Below are 20,944 nucleotides of genomic sequence, written 5' to 3' on the forward strand. Positions count from 1 at the left end.
CTGTCTCAAATCTCAAATCTAACATCTCAAATCTAATTAATCTAATTTCAAAACCGCCATAAATGCAGATTGAGGGATTTCTACGTTACCCACCTGGCGCATACGTTTTTTACCTTTTTTCTGTTTTTCCAATAACTTACGCTTACGTGAAATATCACCACCATAACATTTAGCGGTTACATCTTTACGTAAAGCGCTCAGTGTTTCGCGGGCAATAACTTTCGCACCGATGGATGCCTGTATTTTAATCTCAAATTGTTGACGAGGGATCAATTCTCTTAATTTCTCGCAGATTTTCTTACCAAAATCATAAGCGTTACTTCTATGGATCAATGAAGATAGTGCATCAACGGGTTCGTCATTGATTAACATATCTAAACGAACCAAATCCGATTTACGGTAACCAACCTGATGATAATCAAATGAGGCATAACCTTTAGAAATGGTTTTTAATTTATCGTAAAAATCAAATACGATTTCGCCCATCGGCATTTCGAAAACCAGTTCAACACGGTCGGATGTTAAATAGGATTGATTAACAATAATTCCGCGTTTTTGAATACAAAGCGACATTACCGGACCAACAAATTCTGCTTTGGTAATAATATTTGCTTTAATAAAAGGCTCTTCAACGGAGTCCAATTTGCTTGGGTCTGGTAAATCAGAGGGGTTGTTCACCGTAATTTCGACACCTTTGGTGGTATGTGCAATGTACGAAACGTTAGGTACGGTCGTAATTACCGTCATGTCGAATTCGCGTTCTAAGCGCTCCTGAATAATTTCCATGTGCAACATGCCCAGGAAACCGCAACGGAAACCAAAGCCCAAAGCGGCAGAACTTTCCGGCTCAAACACAATCGAAGCATCATTAAGCTGCAATTTATGCATCGCTTCACGTAATTCTTCAAAATCGTCTGTATCAACAGGATAAATACCTGCAAAAACCATCGGCTTAACCTCTTCAAAACCTTGAATGGCACCTTCTGCTGGCCTGCCAACTGTTGTGATGGTATCGCCAACCTTTACCTCGCGCGCTTCCTTAATTCCGGAAATAATATAGCCCACATCACCGGTTTTAACTACACTACGTGGAGCCATATCCAGTTTCAGAATTCCAACTTCATCAGCCAGATATTCTTTACCGGTGTTAATAAATTTTACTTTATCACCTTTTTTAATTTCACCATTTACCACTTTATAGTAGGCGATAATGCCTCTGAAAGAGTTAAAAACAGAGTCGAAAATTAAGGCTTGTAATGGCGCTTCCGGATCACCAACCGGAGCTGGTACACGATCAACAATAGCCTGGATAATATCAGGAATACCCAATCCTGTTTTACCCGAAGCTGGAATAATATCTTCACGTTTGCAACCGATCAAATCAATAATCTGGTCTTTAACTTCCTCAGGCATAGCCCCAGGTAAATCCATTTTATTTAAAATCGGGATAATTTCAAGATCGTGCTCTAAAGCCAGATATAAATTCGAAATGGTCTGCGCCTGAATGCCTTGCGAAGCATCTACAATTAATAACGCACCTTCACAGGCTGCAATGGAACGTGAAACTTCGTAGGAAAAATCCACGTGCCCTGGTGTATCAATCAGGTTGAAATTGTATTCAATATCGCCAACCTTATAGTTCATTTGTATGGCATGACTTTTAATGGTTATGCCTCTCTCACGCTCTAAATCCATGTTATCGAGCAATTGCGCCTGCGCTTCACGCTGCGAAATCGTCGCTGTATATTCTAATAACCTATCAGCCAGTGTACTTTTACCATGGTCGATATGTGCAATAATGCAAAAATTACGTATATGCTTCATCTTTGCGCAAAGATATGTTTTTTAATGGGAAATTTAAGATGCAAAATTAGTGATGGAACGCTTAGTTATTTATTAGTTTTTGTAAAGCGAAAGCGTTGGTTTTCGGTTGCTGCAATCCTGCTTTTCGTTGCAATCTTTTTGTCATTGTGCTTCGTTCAAATTCGGTCATTGCGGGCAGGAAAAAAGCGGCAATCTAATTCTATAGATGAACAAAAAGTATTTCCACTGCAATCAGGTTTATATCAATGTAAATCCATTTTTTCCTGGTAAGTTGAAACAAAAAATTAAACCATCGTTTTCTTCCACTTACCTTTTTTGAATAAAATAAATGCAGCTAATGCAATACCTGCTTCTGCTGTTGGGATCGCAATAAAAACACCTGTTGGACCCATTTCGAAATATTTGGCCAAAAAGTATGCTAATGGAATCTGAAAGAGCCAAAAGGCAAAAACATTAATTTTGGTTGGTGTCCAGGTATCGCCAGCACCATTAAATGCGCTGCTAAATACCATTGCGGCTCCATAAATTACAAAACCAATGCTTAAAATTTTTAAAGCTTCACCGGCAACTGCAATTACATTTTTATCCGAAGTAAAAAATGCGGCAAACAAATGCCCGCAGGTTAAGAACAGCACACTTACTATTGCCATGAAAATAATAATGTATTTCAAGGTCTGGAATACCGATTTTTCTGCACGATCTATGTGGCCAGCTCCTAAATTCTGCCCAACCAGCGTCGCGGCCGCATTGCTTAATCCCCATGCCGGTAACATAAAAAACATCATGAGTCGTAGTGCAGTCTGGTAACCTGCCGAGCCGGTATCGCCACCTGTGGTGGCCACCAATTCGGCCAGAAATACCCAGCTACAGCTGGCAATAACAAACTGAAAGATCGCTGGAGCAGCAATTTTTATAATGGCTTTAATCTGTTCCCAATCAGGGATAAAGTGACTGATCTGTATTTTTAGAGCGTTTTTCCCATTGAACAGATTGTACACCTGATAGATAACGCCTAAACCACGACCAATAGTAGTGGCAATTGCTGCGCCGGTTAAACCAAATGCAGGTATCGGGCCAAAGCCATTGATCAAAATAGGGCATAGGATGATATTGGCAATGTTCGCGATCCACAAACTCCGCATGGCAATCGCCGCATTACCTGCGCCACGAAAAATTCCATTAATTAAGAATAGCAGAACAATAATGACACTTCCGCCCATCATAATGCGAACGAATGTAACACCTTGATTTGCTGTTTCTATGGAAGCACCCATAAGTAAAAGGATATCTCTGGCGTAAATTAAGCCCAGGATACTGATGATAATATTTATAAAAACAGCTATTATAATGGTCTGCATGCCAGCTTTTGACGCCGCTTCGGGATTTTTCTCGCCAATTCTCCGCGCCACAACCGCAGTTGCCGCCATACTCAAGCCAATGGCTAAGGAATAAATAATGGTTAATACCGATTCTGTTAAACCAACGGTTTGTATGGCATGGCTGCTATTTTCCAGGTGACCAACAAAATATAAATCGACTAAAGCAAAAACCGATTCCATAGCCATTTCCAGCATCATCGGAATGGCCAATAAAATAATGGCTCGTTTAATGCTGATTGAGGTGAGATCAACTTCATGACCCTTTAAAGACTGTACCAGGATATCAAAAAAAGATGATAGTTTACCCTGTGCCTTTGTAGACTGTGACATATAATATATAAAAAAAATGATGTATAAACCAATGATACGCGATTAAGCGTACATACCTAAATTGAGTTGGGAGGTAATCCTCGGTTGTCTAGAACCTTAAACGGATTGCAGATACTATCATGGCTCTGGTCTTATTGATAGATCAAAGATAAAGAAAAAATCTAAACGACAAATTTGATACTGATTTTTTGTTTACGACTGTTTAGTACTCAAAGAGTGAAGAGATAACGCTCCATAAAACATAACTTTATATACTATAAGCTTTAATCATTTCTGCACTAACTTTTGTTCCTCTGCCTGTATTTAAGTCAATAAGCACGTAATCAAAAACACCGTCTGATGCGATTTTACCGGTTTTCTGATTAATAATCTCAAATTGTACCGAGCAGCCTTTATCATGCATAGCTAAAATGCCTGTCCTGATCAACATTAAATCGTTCATTAATAACGGGCGTTTAAAATTGATATCCACGTGGCTTACCACCCAGCCCAAGCCTTGCTGGGTAAAATGTTCCCACGGCATGCCGTAAAACTTTTCCATCTGCTCATAACGGGCAGCGAGTACATAATCTAGGTACTTGCTGTTATGTACATGGTTAAACATATCTATATCATCCGGGCGGACGCGTAATTCGCTTTCAAATATGCTGTATTGATTCTTTTCCAAGGTAAATGTTTTGGGCAAAAGTAAGCTTTTGATATCTTTATATAAAGATGTATTTCGTGACTACGTATGACGGAAGTTTTTAAAAGATTTCAGCGCGGACGGGAGTGAGGCAATTGATTAGCGCAGCGCCTTGCTTTATCCTAAACCAACTAAAGTGGACTTTGGCTTATCATTCAATAAAAACTTGCTTCTAATTAAAAAGAACCTTATCTTTGCGCCACAATTAATTAATTTTTATTGCTTTAATATTATTCAAGAAATGTATTTAAGTCCAGAAAAGAAAGCCGAAATCTTTAAACAACACGGCGAAGTAGAAACCAACACGGGTTCTGCAGAAGGTCAAGTAGCGTTATTTACATACCGTATTGCGCACTTAACAGAACACTTAAAGAAAAATCGTAAAGATTTCTCTACTCAGTTGTCACTTCAAAAATTGGTAGGTAAACGCCGCGGTATTTTGGCATACCTATACAAAAAAGATATTGAGCGCTATCGTGCTATCATCAAAGCTTTATCGCTTCGTGATATCATTAAACAAAAATAAGCGAATTTTATCAGCGAAAGCCATTCTTAAGGGAGTGGCTTTTTACTTTCCTGTTAATTTTTTTAACGGGATTTGTTATGATAGGCTTTTTTAATCCTATCTTCGTTTGCAAAAACAAAAACATATATAAACAACGGTGTGTAGAAAGAGGAAAACACACCATAATTCTAATTAAATGAATGTAATAAAAAAATCGTTCGATTTGGGCGATGGCAGAATTGTAGAAATTGAAACGGGTAAACTGGCTAAACAGGCTGATGGTTCGGTTGTAGTAAAAATGGGCGATACCATGTTACTAGCAACGGTTGTATCTACTGTAGGTGCTAAGCCAGGTACTGATTTTTTACCTTTATCGGTTGATTATCAGGAAAAATATGCGGCTACCGGCCGTATTCCAGGTGGCTTTTTACGTCGTGAAGCAAGATTATCTGATTACGAAGTATTAATTTCACGTCTAGTAGATAGAGCTTTACGCCCAATGTTTCCAAGTGATTATCACTCTGATACGCAGGTGATGATTTCTCTAATCTCTGCTGATAAAGATATTATGCCGGATTGTTTGGCAGGTTTAGCGGCATCTGCTGCATTATCAGTTTCTGATATTCCTTTCAATGGTCCGATTTCTGAAGTACGTGTGGCTAAAATTGATGGTAAATTAATTATCAATCCTAAAGCCAGCGATTTAGAGCGTGCAACTTTAGAGTTTATGGTTGCTGGTTCAGCTAACGATATAGGCATGGTTGAAGGTGAGTGTGATGAAATCCAGGAAGACGAAATGGTTGAGGCTTTAAAATTTGCACACGATGCAATTAAAGTTCAATGTGCTATTCAGGTTGAATTAACAGAGGCTACTGGCAAAACCGTTAAGCGTGAATATAACCATGAAGACCATGATGCTGATTTAAAAGCTAAAGTTTATGCTGATACTTACGATAAAGTTTATGCTGTAGCAAAAGCTGGCGGCAATAAAGATGTTCGTAAAGAAGGTTTCACTGCAATCATTAACGAATTCTTCGAAGCAATGCCAGAAGATACTGCAGATTTAACGAAAGCAATGGCTAAACATTATTACCATGATGTTCAGTACGATGCGATTAGAAATCTATTATTAGATGAAGGCATCCGTTTAGATGGTCGTAAGACTACAGAAATCCGTCCAATCTGGAGTGAAGTTGGTTATTTACCTGCTGCTCACGGTTCGGCTGTATTTACACGTGGCGAAACTCAATCTTTAACATCGGTTACTTTAGGTAGTAAAGATGATGAGCAAATGATTGATGGTGCTTTCTTTAATGGTTATAACAAATTCTTATTGCACTATAATTTCCCTGGTTTCTCAACTGGTGAGGTTAGACCAAACAGAGGCGCTGGCCGTCGTGAAATTGGTCATGGTGCTTTAGCACAACGTTCATTGAAAAAAGTATTGCCTCAAGGTGAAGCAAATCCTTATACCATCCGTATCGTTTCTGATATTTTAGAATCTAACGGTTCTTCATCAATGGCAACTGTTTGTGCTGGTACATTAGCATTAATGGATGCTGGTATTAAAATCAAATCGCCGGTTTCTGGTATCGCAATGGGTTTAATTACCGATGAGAAAACCGGTAAATATGCAATCCTTTCTGATATTTTAGGTGATGAAGACCATTTAGGTGATATGGACTTTAAAGTAACCGGTACTGAACACGGTATCGTTGCTTGTCAGATGGACTTAAAAATCAATGGTTTATCTTACGAAGTTTTAACTAAAGCTTTGTTACAGGCTAAAGAAGGTCGTTTACACATCTTAAACGAGATGAAGAAAACCATCAGCTTACCTAACGAAGATTACAAACCGCATGCTCCACGTATTGTTTCTTTAACAATTGATAAAGAATTTATCGGTGCAATTATCGGCCCTGGAGGTAAAATTATACAGGAAATGCAACGCGAAACTGGTGCATCAATCTCTATTGAAGAAGTTGATGGTAAAGGTATTGTTGAAGTTTTCGCAGATAACAAAGCGGCTATAGATGCAGCAGTTACCCGTATCCGTAACATCGTAGCTAAACCAGAAATTGGTGAAGTTTACCAGGGTAAAGTAAAATCAATTATGCCATTCGGTGCATTTGTTGAGGTTATGCCAGGTAAAGATGGTTTACTACACATTTCTGAAATTTCATGGGAACGTTTAGAAACTATGGATGGTGTATTGAAAGAAGGTGATAAAATCGAAGTTAAATTATTAGACATCGATAAACAAGGCAAAATGAAACTTTCCCGTAAAGTTTTATTGCCGAGACCAGAAAAACCAGCAGCGCCACAAGCGTAATAAAAACCGAAGTCGGGAGACCGGAATCGGAAGATATTAAGATTAGCCCTTTCAGTGTAAAACTGAAAGGGCTTTTTACTTCTAAATCGAATTAATGCGCTTCGTCGTGCTGAATTTATTTCAGCATCTTTGTTTCTAACTTAAAAATTTTCACAGTTCTTTTGTAACTTGCATCATACCGTCATGCTGAATTTATTTCAGCATTTTACCAACTCATAAGTCCCTTAAATGAATTCAGGGCGACGGTCGTTTTAAAATGTTACTTTAATACTAAGAGATAATTAAATGAAATACATCATAGCCCCATCCATACTTTCTGCCGATTTCGGCAACTTACAGCGAGATATTGAAATGATTAATCAAAGTGAAGCCGATTGGTTCCACGTTGATGTAATGGATGGTGTTTTCGTTCCAAATATCTCTTTTGGTTTCCCGGTAATGGCTGCTGTAAAAAAACATGCTATTAAACCATTGGATGTCCATTTAATGATCGTGGAACCTGATAAATACATTGAGGATTTTGCCAAGGCAGGGGCAGATAGAATTACAGTGCATTATGAGGCCTGCACACACTTGCACAGAACGATCCAGTTAATTAAGGCATCTGGTTGTAAAGCGGGTGTAGCGCTAAATCCGCATACACCGGTTACTTTGCTGCAGGATGTGATAGAAGACTTAGATCTGGTACTCATTATGTCCGTTAATCCAGGTTTCGGCGGGCAGGCCTTTATTCATAATACCTACAAGAAAATAAAGGATTTAAAAGTCATGATTCAAGGGGTAAATGAAAACTTAATTATAGAGGTTGACGGTGGCGTGGGTTTACAGAATATCGCTACATTAATAACAGCAGGTGCAAATGCCTTCGTGGCCGGAAACGCAGTTTTTGCCACAGATAGTCCGACACAGACTATTTCCCAAATGAAAAGCTTGACAACTAGCACCATAAGTATTTAATTGTTAAATGTTTCATTGCTAAATTGTTCGAATGATAACGAGTTTAGTTATCTTGCTACTTAATATTTTTATCTCAATACTTAATACTCTTGTCTTAATACTTTTATCTTGATAGGCTTACATCTTGATACTAAAAATGCTCAAATTTCGGCTAATCCTTTTCCTTTTAATTGCGGGTTGCGGTTTTGCCGTCGCTCAGCCTTTAGTCAGGGTTTCGGGAATAGTTTATAACGATGAAAAGTTACCGCTAGCACAGGTTACCGTAACCGTTTTAGGACAAGCGCAATCTACAGTTACCGATGAATTTGGGGTATATACCATTTATTCCAAATCAAAAACGTTTAGTATCAAATACTCGCTCCTGGGTTACCAGCCCAAAACTGTTGAGTTTCGTGAACGCTCGGGTGCGCGAATTATCAGGCAGGTAAGCTTAATTGCCAACATAAACGAATTAGAACAGGTTAACATAGCCAATAAACAGAATCAATTAAGTAATACCACTACAATCAACATTGGCAGCGTTTCTTCGATGCCTTTAGTATCCGGCAATTTCGAAACCATGCTCAAAACCCTGCCAGGGGTATCTACCAACAACGAATTAAGTGCGCAGTATAGCGTTCGAGGAGGTAATTTTGATGAAAATCTGATTTACATTAATGATATAGAAATTAACCGGCCTGTATTGATCCGCAACGGGCAGCAGGAAGGCTTAAGTTTTATCAATTCAGATCTGGTGAGTAAAGCAAAATTCTCTGCCGGTGGCTTTGAAGCAAAATATGGCGATAAACTTTCGTCGGTTTTAGATATCAGGTATGATAAGCCAGATAGTAATCAAACGATCTTGAGTACAAGTTTGTTAAATACTTCATTAAGCACAAAGAGAGTATTGAAAAACAGCTTTTTACTCGCCGGTTTGCGATACAAAAATAATACAAGTGTTTTAGTTAAGCAGGATGAGAAAGGAAGCTACAGTCCTAATTATGCTGATGCTCAAGTGCTTTACCAGTACGATTTTTCGCCTAAATTTAATATCAGTTTTTTAAGCAATTTTAATATTGGTCAGTTTAAGTTGGTGCCTACCAATCGCGAAACCCAGTTTGGTACCTTAAGCACTACATATAGATTAGATGTTGATTATACCGGGCAGGAAATAGATGATTATCAGGCTTTTGGCAGTGCTATTACTGCTGCTTATTCGCCTAAGCCAAATTTGGTAGTTAAATTTATAAACAGCTATTTCAATACCACTGAAAAGGAGCGTTTCGATATTAACGGAAGCTATATTTTTGCACAGGTAGATAAGAATTTTTATGGTGAAAATTTTGGACAAATTAGTAAAAGCAGGGGGCTGGGGAGTTATTATAATTATGGACGAAATAGTTTAAATACCGAGGTTTTTGCTTCAGAAATAAAGGTGGATCAGAATTTTGATAGTCATGTTTTTTCATGGGGACTAAAATTCGACCAGTCTAAATACAGCGATCAGTTGAATGAATACAACTATATTGACTCTGCAGGATATATTTTGCCCAATAATTCGAAAAATATTACTTTACAGGATGTCATTAATGTTAAGAATGACCTTGATATTAGAAATTTTAGCGCTTATATTCAGGACAGTTATTCGCTTTCCAGTTTAGCCGAACTACAGTTAGGCGCACGTACTACTTATAGTTCTTTAAGCAAACAATTGCTGATCAGCCCGAGGATGTTAATTGCTTATCGCCCAAACGCTAACAATAAAATATTGCGGTTTACTGCTGGTATTTATAATCAGCCACCTTCGTACAGAACTATCCGTGATTTTTCAGGGATATTAAATATAAGCCAAAAGGCTCAGCGTTCTTATCATACTTCTGTAGGTTATGATTATGCTTTTGATGGTTTTGGAACCCGGTTAAAGTTTACTTCGGAACTTTATTTTAAATATTCAGACCGATTAATTCCATACAAAATTGATAACCTCAGAATTAAATATCTGGCTAACGAAGTGTCGCGGGGTTACGCTTACGGTGCTGATTTTAGTATTGGCGGTGAATTTGTTAAAGATCTGGTGTCTTATTTCAGAATGTCGGTCATGCATGCCAATGAAAATATTTTGGCAGATAGTTACGTTCAAAATGGGACGACATTTTATCCTGGCTATTTAAAGCGGCCAACAGATCAACGCCTTAACTTTTCTATATTTTTTCAGGATAGGCTCTTGAATAGCCCAACATATAAAGTTCACCTGAATGCACTTTATGGCTCTCGGTTGCCAATTGGTCCGTCACAAACACCAAGATATCTAGATAAGTTTTATATTCCATCTTACAAGCGGGTGGATATCGGTTTTTCGAAAGACTTTTTAGATGATGCAGCTATGCATAAACCAAAATTCCTGGATAGAAATTTTAATGCTGTAATCTTGTTTTTCGAGGTTTTTAATATGCTGAATATTAACAATACAGTTTCTTATCTCTGGCTAAAAGATGTAGATAATGTTCAATATGCGGTTCCAAATTATTTAACAGGCAGGCAGTTTAACCTGAAGCTGATTGTGAAGTTGAAGAATTAGCTAGGCTATAGGATTTTCATGATTTAATCCGGATACACCTTTTACTTACAACCTGAATATTGAATGTTTAGATTAATTCGTTTAATTGTAAAAACTGCAATAAATCAATCAATTTATAGCTTTTTTTTAACAAAATTTAATTTTTTAGGTGACGATTTTGTGGGTATAACTGCTTTAAAAATTTTACATTTACGCCCATAAAACATTATATAATAACATGAAGCATAATTTTGGCGCAGGCCCTTGTATTTTACCTCAAGAAGTGTTTAAACAAGCAGCTCAGGCTGTTTTAGATTTTAACGATGGTTTATCAATTTTAGAAATTTCGCACAGAACAACTGAATTTGAGGCAGTTGTTGCTGAAGCTGGTAAGTTGGTGAAAGAATTATTAAATGTGCCGTCGGGTTATTCCGTTTTATTTTTACAAGGTGGTGCAAGTTTACAGTTTGCCATGGTGCCAATGAATTTATTGGGCGATGGACAAACAGCAAGTTATTTAGATACTGGCGTTTGGGCAACCAAAGCCTTAAAAGAAGCTAAATTTATCGGTAATGTAAATGTAGTTGCCTCATCTAAAGATGCAAATTATACTTTCATTCCAAAGGATTTTGAAATCCCTGCTGATAGTGCTTATTTCCATTATACCTCAAACAATACCATTTACGGAACTGAGCTTTTCGAAGTACCTCAAACAAACATTCCGGTTGTTTGCGATATGTCTTCTGATATTATGAGCCGCGTAATCGATGTTTCTAAATTCGACCTTATTTATGCAGGTGCTCAAAAAAACGTAGGCCCGGCTGGTTTAACCATCGCTATAGTGAAGAATGAGATCTTAGGCAAAATCGACCGTAAAATCCCTTCGATGTTGAATTATCAATCGCATATTGACAATGATTCGATGTATAATACTCCTCCGGTTTTTTCTATTTACGTGGCTTTATTAAATCTTCGTTGGTTAAAATCTAAAGGTGGTGTTGCCGAAATTGAAAAAGAAAACAAACAAAAAGCGGAAGCACTTTACAGGGAAATTGATCGTAATCCTTTATTTAAAGGAACTTGCGCTGTAGAAGACCGTTCCAGAATGAATATTTGTTTTGTAATGGAAAATCCGGAGTTGGAAAAACCATTTTTAAAATTTGCTGAAGAGCAGGGGATTGTGGGCATTAAAGGACATAGAAGTGTTGGCGGTTTCCGTGCCTCCATGTACAATGCTCTACCAATTACAAGTGTACATGCTTTAATTGATGCGATGCAATCATTTGAGGAAAAACAGGCAAAATCAAATTAATTTAAGTTTTAACCGCAGAATGTTACCCTGGTTATTTAACTGGGGTAATCGTTTTAATCTGTGCCATCATATATAAAATGATTAAAATATTAGCAAACGACGGAATTGATCCGATCGGAAAAGAATTACTAGAAAAAGCAGGCTTTCAGGTAGATACCGAAACTATTGCCCAAGATCAATTAGCTGAAGCTTTAAAAAACTATGACGCCATTACCGTTCGTAGTGCTACAAAAGTTAGAAAAGAACTGATTGACGCTGTACCCAATATTAAATTAATTGGTAGAGGTGGTGTTGGTATGGATAATATTGATGTAGAATATGCACGTAGTCAAGGTATTGCAGTTGTGAATACGCCAGCTGCTTCTTCGTTGTCAGTGGCTGAATTAGTATTCTCACACTTGTTTACCGGTATCAGATTTTTACAGGATGCCAACCGTAAAATGCCTGTTGAAGGTACCACCCAGTTCAACAACCTTAAAAAAGCTTACGCTAAAGGAACTGAACTAAGCGGTAAAACTATCGGTATTATCGGTTTCGGACGTATCGGCCGTGCTACAGCTAAAGTAGCTTTAGGCTTGGGAATGAATGTTTTGGCTTACGATTTATATCCTTCAGAATCAGAAATCACTTTAGAGTTTCAGGGTGGAAAATCAGTAAGTATTCCCATTAAAACCGTTTCCTTAGAAGAAGTAATTACCGGAAGTGATTTCTTGAGCTTACACACGCCATTTGCTGATAAGCCTATTTTGGGTGCTGAAGAATTTGCTAAAATGAAAAAAGGTGTTGGTATCGTAAACTGTTCCCGTGGTGGAACAATTGATGAGCCAGCTTTAATTGAAGCACTAAATGCTGGTCAGGTTTCTTTCGCTGGTTTAGATGTTTTTGATAACGAACCTACGCCATTAGCTGAAATTTTAACTCATCCAAAAATTTCGTTAACACCGCATATCGGTGCTTCAACAAACGAAGCTCAGGAACGTATTGGTACTGAACTTGCTACTTTGATCATTGAGCATTTTAAGAAATAAACCTTATTGTCGTCATCCTGAACTTGGTTCAAGGGTCTCTCACAACGGATGCTGACCATGAAGTAGCTACGAGGCCATTGAAAACATTACCTCCACTCGTAAAATGAATCAAATAGCTATCGGATCAGCATGACGAGCTTATAAAAAGACCAATCCGAGATTGGTCTTTTTTAATCTAACGCATTCGTTAGTACCCAATAACGATAACCTAAGAGAGCCTTTTGCCATGTACTTAAATGATTAGGATCTTTCTTGTATAAACTCGGCAAAATGGCATTGTTGATTTTAACCATAACTTTAAACAGTGCTTTTTTCATACCTTTTATATTGGTTTATTTTTTTATTGAAGAAATAAAAGCCACCGGCAATTATCAAAATCAAAAATGCAATAATATAGGTCGATAGACTACCTTTATTCTTTCTATCTAAATCCTCTTTCAACTGTGCATTCTGGTCTTGTAGTTTTTTAATGGTGGTCATATAGGCTTCAATCCGCTCCTGGGAATGATCTGCTACAGCTACTTTCTGTTGATTCTGCAGATCTTTATAATCCATTAAAATTTTCAGTTCCTTAAAAATATTATTATCTGTCAATACCACTTGACGGAGAATTTCATTCGAATTTTTAATGTCTTTCTTTGTTTGCCAGCCAAAAATACCGGAACGCTGCGTTAAACTTTCATCATATTGACCAAATTTGGCACTTCGTTCCTGGAGCATAGCATTTACTTTAACCCTTTGTGCCGCATATGCAGCAGAATCCTGTTGGGCAAAAGCTTTAAAGCTAAATAAGATAACCGAAAATAGGTAAACATATTTCTTCATGTGCTATAAACGCGAAAAGGATAGAAGTTGTTTTATTGTATTCCCTCACGCTGAATTTATTTCAGAGTCTTTTTCAAGATAAATGCTGACCAAGAAGTAGCTATTAGACCTTCAAAACAATGAAAATTGCTAATAAAATAAATCAAGCATGATAACCACTTTATCTATGCTAAATTCTAATTTTAGTCTTTTTAAGAATGAAATTCGACCCTTACAATGTCGCCAAGATGCAAGCCTAACAATCCACTTGCTTTGCCTTTATTAATCGCAATTTCTAAATGGTTACTAATTCCGAACAGGCAAAGTTTTTCGCCTTCCTGCACTTCATTGTAATGCCAGCTTAATTGCGTAATGGTTTCACTTTTTCTAAAGTATAAGGTGAATTCCCTGTTTCGCTGTATTTTGGTAAAAAGATCTTTAGTGATATTGGTAATTACATTGCAAAAAGTGTCAATATAAACCACACTCCCGCGAATCATATCCCGTTCAATTACAGGGTGTAAAAGCATCTTTTGTTCAATCTCTGCTACAGGTAAACCAATATCTTTCAGTTTGCCACCTTTGGCCAAATGTGTTGCTGCCTTAACAAAAATATCAACCAAAGGGAAGTGCAGGTATTTCAGATCCTGCATAATATTCAACTCCACCACATCTTCAGGAACATCATCAAAAAGCAGGGAGAAGATCCCATTATCAGCCCCTACAAAGAAGTGATCACGGTGCTTTATGGCAATGTATTTTGTGTTTTCGCTGTATACCGAGTCGATACCGATTAAGTGTACAGTGTTTTTTGGAAAGTAAGGATAAGCGTTTTTTAGAACGAAGGCGGCGTACGAAATATTGAATGATGGCACCTCATGGGTAATATCAACTAAATTAACATTAGGCATAAGACTCAACAGACTACCTTTAAGGGCACTCTGGTAAAAATCTTTCGAACCTAAATCTGTTGTTAAAGTAATTATCCCCATTAAAAATTCATTATTATTGCTTATTCTTGTGTACAGGCCTAAGCGTCTGCAAATATTCAAATTTTAATTAATATACCCCGATAACTTTTTAAAATACTACAGTTTGAACGAATTAAAATTAACCCTGGATAGCGTAAATCCAGCTCACTTTTGGGGGGCGAACAATGAGAATTACGAAATGATTAAAGGTGCTTTCGCAAAGTTAAAACTGGTGGCGAGAGGTAGTGATGTTAAGGTTCTCGGTGACGAACAGGAACTTAAGGCTTTTGAGGAGAAGTTTAACCAACTGATTGCACACCTTGAAAAATATAGCTCGCTAAGCAATAATGACGTAGAAAATATACTGGGGGCAAAGGCTTCAGGTGTTGTAAAAAAAGATGCAGAACAACCATCAGGTGGTGGTGGAGAAGTAATTGTTTTTGGTACCAACGGTCTGCTGGTAAAAGCTAGGACGGCAAACCAGCGCAAAATGGTGAACAGTATCGCAAAAAACGATATTTTATTTGCCATTGGCCCAGCCGGTACCGGAAAGACCTATACCGCGGTAGCCTTAGCAGTAAGGGCATTGAAAAATAAAGAAATAAAACGGATTATTTTAACCAGGCCTGCAGTGGAGGCAGGAGAGAACCTCGGTTTCTTACCAGGTGATTTAAAGGAGAAAATCGATCCTTATTTGCGCCCACTTTATGATGCGCTGGATGATATGATTCCGGCAGAGAAATTAAAATTCTATATCGAAAACCGTACGATAGAAATTGCGCCTTTGGCCTTTATGCGTGGACGTACCTTAGATAATTGTTTTGTGATTTTAGATGAGGCACAAAATGCCACTGATATGCAGTTGAAGATGTTTTTAACCCGTATGGGACCAACAGCTAAATTTATTGTTACCGGCGACGTTACGCAGATCGATTTACCTAAAAAACAAATGTCGGGCTTGTTTAATGGCTTGAGGATTTTAGAAGATATTAAAGGCATCGATATTATTTACCTAAGTGGAGAAGATGTTGTTCGCCATAAGTTGGTAAAAGATATCTTAAAAGCTTACGGGGATATTCAATAAGTCGGAGGTCAGAAAGTCAGGGGTCCGGAGTTATGATTCATATTGAATATTATAAAAAGTATAAATTTGGAAAATAATTTGAAGCTTTCTTTTGACAAATTAGTTCATACCATACGGCTGATCATCTCAAAACCTGATGAAGAATGGGTTTGTACAAAGGAAAACACTAAAAAAAGCTGTTCGAATTAGTTAATGTGGATCAGGCACATGCCTTTAAAGGAAAGCTTCAGTTGATTAAAATTGATGTTTGTATTATAATTCAGATCAAGAATGAAAATGTCAGCGCCGTTTAAGCAAAGACTTTTAAAGAGGTATTGAATAAATTAAAATAATCAAGCCTCCGTAGCTTATTAACTGCGGGGTTTTTTATAAATTATATCTTCGCACTTCTGACCCCGGTCTTCGGACTTTCGGACTTTTTCCCTATTTTTACCCCCTCATGAAAGCACAAAAAGAAACCCATTTTAATTTTCCAAATCAGAGCAATTTTTATAAAGGTAAAGTACGCGATGTATATACTATAGCCGACCAGTTTATGGTAATGGTGGTATCAGACCGTATTTCTGCTTTTGATGTTGTATTGCCTGAAGCTATTCCATTTAAAGGTCAGGTTTTAAACCAGATTGCGGCTAAATTTTTAGCAGCGACTCAAGATATCGTTCCCAATTGGGTTTTAGACGTTCCAGATCCAATGGTTACGATTGGCCGTATCTGCGAGCCGTTTAAAGTAGAAATGGTAATCAGAGGGTATTTAGCCGGTCATGCCTGGCGCGAATACAGTGCCGGAAAACGTTCAGTGTGTGGCGTTTCTTTACCTGAGGGATTGAAAGAAAACGACAAATTGCCTCAGCCAATTATTACCCCAACAACCAAGGCTTCGGTAGGACATGATGAAGATATTTCCAAGGAAGATATACTGGCAAAAGGAATTGTTTCAATAACGGATTACGAGCAGTTAGAACAATATACCTATGCACTTTATCAGCGCGGAACCGAAATTGCAGCTAAAAGCGGATTAATTCTGGTAGATACAAAGTATGAATTTGGTAAGGCCAATGGTGTGATCTACCTGATTGATGAAATTCATACGCCTGATTCATCACGTTATTTTTATGCAGAAGGCTATCAGGAACGTCAGGATAATAATGAACCGCAAAAACAGCTTTCAAAAGAGTTTGTGCGTAAATGGTTAATTGAAAATGGCTTTCAAGGTAAAGATGGTCAGGTTGTACCGGAAATGACGCCTGAAATCGTAAATTCTATTTCCGAGCGTTATATTGAGCTATATGAAAAAATTGTAGGGGAGACCTTTATAAAAGCTGATGCTGATGCAATTTCAAGCCGTATTGAAACTAATGTTTTAAAGGCTTTAGAAACACTTTAAATTCGAAAGAAATTTATACATTAGTAAAATAAGATTAGAGAGATGAAATTTTCAGTTGATAAACACGATAAATATGTAACCTTAAAATTAGAAGAAAATAAGTTTACAAATGATAATGCCCCAGGTTTGAAAGCAGAATTTTACTTGCTTAATTCACAGGGTTTTGAAAATATCGTTGTGGATTTAAGTTGTGTTACCGAGTGTAACGATGCGCAGGATTTAAGCTGTTTATTAGTTGGCGACAGGCTTTGCAAATCAGCAGGTGGATTATTTATTGTAACCGGAATCAATGATGAACTGGCGTCTATTATCGAATTGTCAAACATATTTCAATCTGTAATGTTTGTTAATACAATAGACGAAGCTACTGATTTTATCTTTATGGAGGAGTTGGAGAAAGAGTTTAGAGGCGCCAAATAACAAATAGTTAAATAACATTCTGGCCTCGTAGTTTCTAAAAATCTACGGGGCTTTTTATATTTTATCATGATGAAATTTGAAGTTACAATTTTAGGAAGTAGTTCTGCAACACCTGTATTTAACAGGAATCCTTCTGCACAGCTTTTAAATTGTAATGAAAAATATTACCTGATCGATTGTGGCGAAGGTACACAACAACAACTGACTAAATACAATCTCAAAGCATCCCGCATTGATTATATTTTCATCAGTCACTTACATGGCGATCATTATTTTGGGTTAATCGGCTTATTATCCAGCTTGCATTTAAACGGCCGTATAAAACCGATGCAGATATTTGGTCCTAAACATTTATTAGAGATTTTAGAGATTCAGTTTAAATACTCCGATACTGTGCTGAGGTATCCTATTGAATTTTTTCCAATTGAAGCTGACAAGTCTGTACAGATATTCGAGAATAGCGATTTAACAGTTAAAACGATTATTTTAAATCACCGGATTCCAACTACAGGCTTTATTTTTCAGCAAAAGAAACGCCAGCGCAAACTGATAAAGGAAAAGACTGATCAGGTACCAATGGCTTATTATACATCCTTAAAAAAAGGGATAGATGTAGAACTGCCAAACGGTGATATTTTGCGCAGTGAAGATTACACCACAGAAGCGGATGCACCACGCTGTTACGCTTATTGTTCGGATACCTTGTTCGATGAACGTTATTTTGATACCATAAAAGATTGCGACACCTTATATCATGAAGCTACTTTTATGCACGATTTATTGGAAAGAGCCAAAGAGACTCATCATACAACTGCATTACAGGCAGCAGAGGTAGCTAAGATTACCGGAGCAAAGAAATTACTCATCGGACATTTTTCCTCGCGATACAAAACTTTACAGATGCTTTTCGAAGAAGCGCAATCGGTTTTTGAAAATACTGAACTGGCCATTGAAGGCAGGACCTTCCAGTTGTAAGCATTTTCAACCAATGAGTACACGAAGGAATGCACCGAGTAACGCAGAGATATATCGGGTCCGTCACTCTGAATTTATCATGAACTTCTTAGCTGGATTATCCAGTTTCATTAAGTTATAGATTTATCAACTGTATAATTTGGTCGTTCCCACGCATGCGGGAATCTTAATAGGGTTGCATTAGATTATTCATGAGTTTTTTTATTTAACGGGATTCATGAGCGCTCCGTGGTTCCTATCCGATACCTATATGATGAAGTTGGCAATAACGATCTCTTACAGTTAAACTAACTTCACAGGTTGACATTAATAGGAGTGTATTAATTCATTTCTTTTTGCCAAAAATGCTTTTGTTTCTCCTCCTTTAAAGATCCTTCACGGTGTTCGGGATGTCAGTGGCTAGCTACTTGAGTACTCGAACTCTGTACCTCAGATTAAAACAGCATCTAACAATCACAAAAAAAAGCCTTGCAATTTACACTGCAAGGCTTTCTGAATTATAAAAATTAAATTACTTATCTTTTTTATTACCGCCACCAAATACAGAGAAGTGTACATAACGCTTAGGATTAGCTTTCAAATCAATCATTAATTCATCGAGATTTTTCGACGCATTATTTAAATTCTGATACATTTTATCATCATTTAATAATAACCCTAAACTGCCTTTTCCATCTTTAATTCCGGATATTACACTTTGTAAATCAGCGATAGCATTATTTGCATTATCTAAAGTCTGTTTAAAGTTAGCAGCAGCAAACTTATCGGTAACCGTATTAATATTGGTTAAAATATCACTGATTTTTTGATTGTTGTTGTTCAAGTTAGCGGTAATACCTTCCACATTTTTAAAGATGGCTTCAATGCGGGCGCTTTCTGAACCAACTAAACCATCAACTTTTTTCGAGGTTGTTTCTAAAGAGGCTAACGTACCCGCTATGCTATTGAAACTTTTATCAACATTTTTCTGAAAGTTAGGATTTAGGATAGAATTGACACTACTTAAAATAGAGTCCATTTTACCGATAATTAACTCCGCTTTCTTTTGAACCGGCTGCACTTGTTCCAGTAAGCCTTTCTCTACATTAGCATTTAAAGTATAACCCTCTTCAGCCATTTTTTTAGAGTTACCTAACGACATCACAATGGCCTTGCTGCCTAAAAGATCTGTACCCTCTAAGCGGGCAATACTATTTTCTGGAATTTCGTATTTGCTGTTTATGTTTAAGGTGGCAATAATACTCCCATCTCCCTGTAGCTCTAATTTTGCTACACGGCCAATCTGATAACCATTGATAAGGACAGGTTTTGATACAGTTAAACCATCAACCCTGCTATATTTTGCATATAATGTAGTTTCATTTGAGAAAATTGAATTTCCTTTTAAAAAATTATATCCAATTATTAATAAAGCAATGGCAAATGCAGCTAAAATACCTACTTTGGTTTCGTTCTTAATCTTCATGAGTGTTTTATTTAATGATTACAAGTGTTGAAGTATTCTTTCTTTCACTTGTAAGAGCGTAAATATTTTTATTGTGCTAAACCCTATAAATACACAAAGGCAGCACTGTTTGTTTGGTATCTGTTTTATATTTTTTCCAAAGTTAAAATAACTATCATTTATAATGCCACTTATTTAACCTCAATATTTTTTTTGTATGTTTTTATTGCTTCCAAAATAGAATTCGCGATCTCATTCTGCCCATTTTGTGAATTAATATATTTTTCTTCCGCTGTGTTAGAGATAAAGCCTACTTCTGTTAAAACAGCAGGCATACCACATCGTTGCAATACCAAAACGCCCTGTTCTTTAACGCCGCGACTCAGTCGTTCATCCCGCTTGATGTAACTGTTCTGTATTAATTTGGCAAATTTAATGCTTTTGTCCCGAAAGGTGTTTTTTAAAAGCGATAATAGAATAAAGCTACTCGGGTCACTAGGGTCGTAACCATCATACTTACTTTTGTAGTTTTTCTCTAATTTAATATCCGCATTCTCCCGTATGGCTGCATCTTGCTCTTTTAACCGGTGAGATCCAGCAACCAACGTTTCCGTTCCTTTAACGTGCTTGTTGCCTGGCGGCATAGAATTGCAATGCACAGATATAAAAAGATCTGCATTGGCTGCGTTAGCTATTTCTGCACGTTTGTATAAATCGACATCTATATCCGTTTTACGAGTAAAAATTACTTTAATTTCCGGCATTTCTTCATTTAATAATTTCCCTAATTTCAATGCAACCTTTAACGCTACATCTTTTTCTTTTGAAAAACTACCTGAAGCTCCGGGTTTTCTGCCGCCATGGCCGGGATCAATAACAATTGTTTTGATCTTATAGCCTTGAGCAGGTGCTTTTTCAATAGCGAGTAACGAAAATAAGATGATTGTAATCAGAAGTTTAATCTTCATGCATGC

At 37.2% G+C, this 20,944-nt stretch carries 17 protein-coding genes; 10 read left to right on the plus strand and 7 right to left on the minus strand.

What is annotated here, in order from left to right:
• Positions 1-36: 36 nt before the first annotated feature.
• The 3 genes from lepA to BLR60_RS01120 form a co-directional block, all read right to left on the minus strand.
• The gene (gene lepA, locus BLR60_RS01105; RefSeq protein WP_090496214.1) at positions 37-1,824 is read right to left on the minus strand and encodes a translation elongation factor 4; all 1,788 of its coding nucleotides are present in this window, start codon (positions 1,822-1,824) and stop codon (positions 37-39) included.
• A gap of 284 nt (positions 1,825-2,108) precedes the next feature.
• Positions 2,109-3,533, minus strand: a complete 1,425-nt coding sequence (locus tag BLR60_RS01115; protein ID WP_090496216.1) for an MATE family efflux transporter — start codon at positions 3,531-3,533, stop codon at positions 2,109-2,111.
• A gap of 247 nt (positions 3,534-3,780) precedes the next feature.
• A complete protein-coding gene (locus BLR60_RS01120) occupies positions 3,781-4,200 on the minus strand; it encodes an acyl-CoA thioesterase (RefSeq protein ID WP_090496675.1) in 420 nt (139 codons plus the stop codon).
• Between the two features lie 259 nt (positions 4,201-4,459).
• Between BLR60_RS01120 and rpsO the strand changes: the two genes are divergently transcribed.
• The 6 genes from rpsO to BLR60_RS01150 all read left to right on the plus strand — a co-directional run bounded on the left by rpsO (position 4,460) and on the right by BLR60_RS01150 (position 12,888).
• Positions 4,460-4,744 carry a 30S ribosomal protein S15 gene (rpsO, locus tag BLR60_RS01125; protein WP_025146265.1) on the plus strand — a complete coding sequence of 95 codons (285 nt, stop codon included), beginning with the start codon at positions 4,460-4,462 and terminating at the stop codon, positions 4,742-4,744.
• Between the two features lie 175 nt (positions 4,745-4,919).
• The gene (gene pnp / locus BLR60_RS01130) at positions 4,920-7,055 is read left to right on the plus strand and encodes a polyribonucleotide nucleotidyltransferase (RefSeq protein WP_090496217.1); all 2,136 of its coding nucleotides are present in this window, start codon (positions 4,920-4,922) and stop codon (positions 7,053-7,055) included.
• A 285-nt stretch (positions 7,056-7,340) separates the two neighbouring features.
• A complete protein-coding gene (rpe, locus tag BLR60_RS01135; protein ID WP_090496218.1) occupies positions 7,341-8,012 on the plus strand; it encodes a ribulose-phosphate 3-epimerase in 672 nt (223 codons plus the stop codon).
• Positions 8,013-8,148: 136 nt separating this feature from the next.
• Complete coding sequence (locus tag BLR60_RS01140) at positions 8,149-10,569, plus strand: TonB-dependent receptor (RefSeq protein ID WP_090496219.1); 2,421 nt, start codon at positions 8,149-8,151, stop codon at positions 10,567-10,569.
• 217 nt (positions 10,570-10,786) lie between these two features.
• The gene (gene serC / locus BLR60_RS01145) at positions 10,787-11,860 is read left to right on the plus strand and encodes a 3-phosphoserine/phosphohydroxythreonine transaminase (RefSeq protein ID WP_090496220.1); all 1,074 of its coding nucleotides are present in this window, start codon (positions 10,787-10,789) and stop codon (positions 11,858-11,860) included.
• 77 nt (positions 11,861-11,937) lie between these two features.
• Positions 11,938-12,888 carry a D-2-hydroxyacid dehydrogenase gene (locus BLR60_RS01150; RefSeq protein ID WP_208600547.1) on the plus strand — a complete coding sequence of 317 codons (951 nt, stop codon included), beginning with the start codon at positions 11,938-11,940 and terminating at the stop codon, positions 12,886-12,888.
• 297 nt (positions 12,889-13,185) lie between these two features.
• Here the strand turns inward: BLR60_RS01150 and BLR60_RS01155 are convergent, their stop codons facing one another.
• Together BLR60_RS01155 and BLR60_RS01160 are read right to left on the minus strand one after the other, a co-directional pair.
• Positions 13,186-13,713 carry a hypothetical protein gene (locus tag BLR60_RS01155; protein ID WP_090496221.1) on the minus strand — a complete coding sequence of 176 codons (528 nt, stop codon included), beginning with the start codon at positions 13,711-13,713 and terminating at the stop codon, positions 13,186-13,188.
• A 191-nt stretch (positions 13,714-13,904) separates the two neighbouring features.
• Positions 13,905-14,684, minus strand: a complete 780-nt coding sequence (locus BLR60_RS01160) for an SAM hydrolase/SAM-dependent halogenase family protein (protein ID WP_090496222.1) — start codon at positions 14,682-14,684, stop codon at positions 13,905-13,907.
• Positions 14,685-14,787: 103 nt separating this feature from the next.
• Between BLR60_RS01160 and BLR60_RS01165 the strand changes: the two genes are divergently transcribed.
• From BLR60_RS01165 to BLR60_RS01180, 4 genes are all read left to right on the plus strand, one after another.
• On the plus strand, positions 14,788-15,747 hold the full coding sequence (locus BLR60_RS01165; protein ID WP_090496223.1) for a PhoH family protein: 960 nt from the start codon (positions 14,788-14,790) through the stop codon (positions 15,745-15,747).
• 439 nt (positions 15,748-16,186) lie between these two features.
• Positions 16,187-17,131 carry a phosphoribosylaminoimidazolesuccinocarboxamide synthase gene (locus tag BLR60_RS01170; RefSeq protein ID WP_090496224.1) on the plus strand — a complete coding sequence of 315 codons (945 nt, stop codon included), beginning with the start codon at positions 16,187-16,189 and terminating at the stop codon, positions 17,129-17,131.
• Positions 17,132-17,173: 42 nt separating this feature from the next.
• Positions 17,174-17,551, plus strand: coding sequence for an STAS domain-containing protein (locus tag BLR60_RS01175; RefSeq protein ID WP_090496225.1), 378 nt, complete (start codon positions 17,174-17,176; stop codon positions 17,549-17,551).
• A gap of 69 nt (positions 17,552-17,620) precedes the next feature.
• Positions 17,621-18,526, plus strand: coding sequence for a ribonuclease Z (locus BLR60_RS01180; RefSeq protein ID WP_090496226.1), 906 nt, complete (start codon positions 17,621-17,623; stop codon positions 18,524-18,526).
• Between the two features lie 511 nt (positions 18,527-19,037).
• Here BLR60_RS01180 and BLR60_RS01185 read toward each other — a convergent pair.
• Positions 19,038-19,991, minus strand: coding sequence for an MlaD family protein (locus BLR60_RS01185; RefSeq protein WP_090496227.1), 954 nt, complete (start codon positions 19,989-19,991; stop codon positions 19,038-19,040).
• A gap of 170 nt (positions 19,992-20,161) precedes the next feature.
• A complete protein-coding gene (locus BLR60_RS01190; RefSeq protein ID WP_090496228.1) occupies positions 20,162-20,938 on the minus strand; it encodes an N-acetylmuramoyl-L-alanine amidase family protein in 777 nt (258 codons plus the stop codon).
• Positions 20,939-20,944: the final 6 nt, after the last annotated feature.

This window comes from Pedobacter terrae, assembly GCF_900100705.1.
Classification (GTDB): Bacteria; Bacteroidota; Bacteroidia; order Sphingobacteriales; family Sphingobacteriaceae; genus Pedobacter; species Pedobacter terrae.

Bases quoted from the DNA above. Each gene is read 5' to 3' on its own strand.
- lepA (WP_090496214.1), bottom strand. From the start codon at position 1,824: ATGAAGCATATACGTAATTTTTGCATTATTGCACATATCGACCATGGT.
- BLR60_RS01175 (WP_090496225.1), top strand. From the start codon at position 17,174: ATGAAATTTTCAGTTGATAAACACGATAAATATGTAACCTTAAAATTA.
- BLR60_RS01160 (WP_090496222.1), bottom strand. From the start codon at position 14,684: ATGGGGATAATTACTTTAACAACAGATTTAGGTTCGAAAGATTTTTAC.
- pnp (WP_090496217.1), top strand. From the start codon at position 4,920: ATGAATGTAATAAAAAAATCGTTCGATTTGGGCGATGGCAGAATTGTA.
- BLR60_RS01170 (WP_090496224.1), top strand. From the start codon at position 16,187: ATGAAAGCACAAAAAGAAACCCATTTTAATTTTCCAAATCAGAGCAAT.
- BLR60_RS01115 (WP_090496216.1), bottom strand. From the start codon at position 3,533: ATGTCACAGTCTACAAAGGCACAGGGTAAACTATCATCTTTTTTTGAT.
- BLR60_RS01180 (WP_090496226.1), top strand. From the start codon at position 17,621: ATGAAATTTGAAGTTACAATTTTAGGAAGTAGTTCTGCAACACCTGTA.
- BLR60_RS01140 (WP_090496219.1), top strand. From the start codon at position 8,149: ATGCTCAAATTTCGGCTAATCCTTTTCCTTTTAATTGCGGGTTGCGGT.
- BLR60_RS01150 (WP_208600547.1), top strand. From the start codon at position 11,938: ATGATTAAAATATTAGCAAACGACGGAATTGATCCGATCGGAAAAGAA.
- BLR60_RS01185 (WP_090496227.1), bottom strand. From the start codon at position 19,991: ATGAAGATTAAGAACGAAACCAAAGTAGGTATTTTAGCTGCATTTGCC.
- serC (WP_090496220.1), top strand. From the start codon at position 10,787: ATGAAGCATAATTTTGGCGCAGGCCCTTGTATTTTACCTCAAGAAGTG.
- BLR60_RS01155 (WP_090496221.1), bottom strand. From the start codon at position 13,713: ATGAAGAAATATGTTTACCTATTTTCGGTTATCTTATTTAGCTTTAAA.
- rpe (WP_090496218.1), top strand. From the start codon at position 7,341: ATGAAATACATCATAGCCCCATCCATACTTTCTGCCGATTTCGGCAAC.
- rpsO (WP_025146265.1), top strand. From the start codon at position 4,460: ATGTATTTAAGTCCAGAAAAGAAAGCCGAAATCTTTAAACAACACGGC.
- BLR60_RS01190 (WP_090496228.1), bottom strand. From the start codon at position 20,938: ATGAAGATTAAACTTCTGATTACAATCATCTTATTTTCGTTACTCGCT.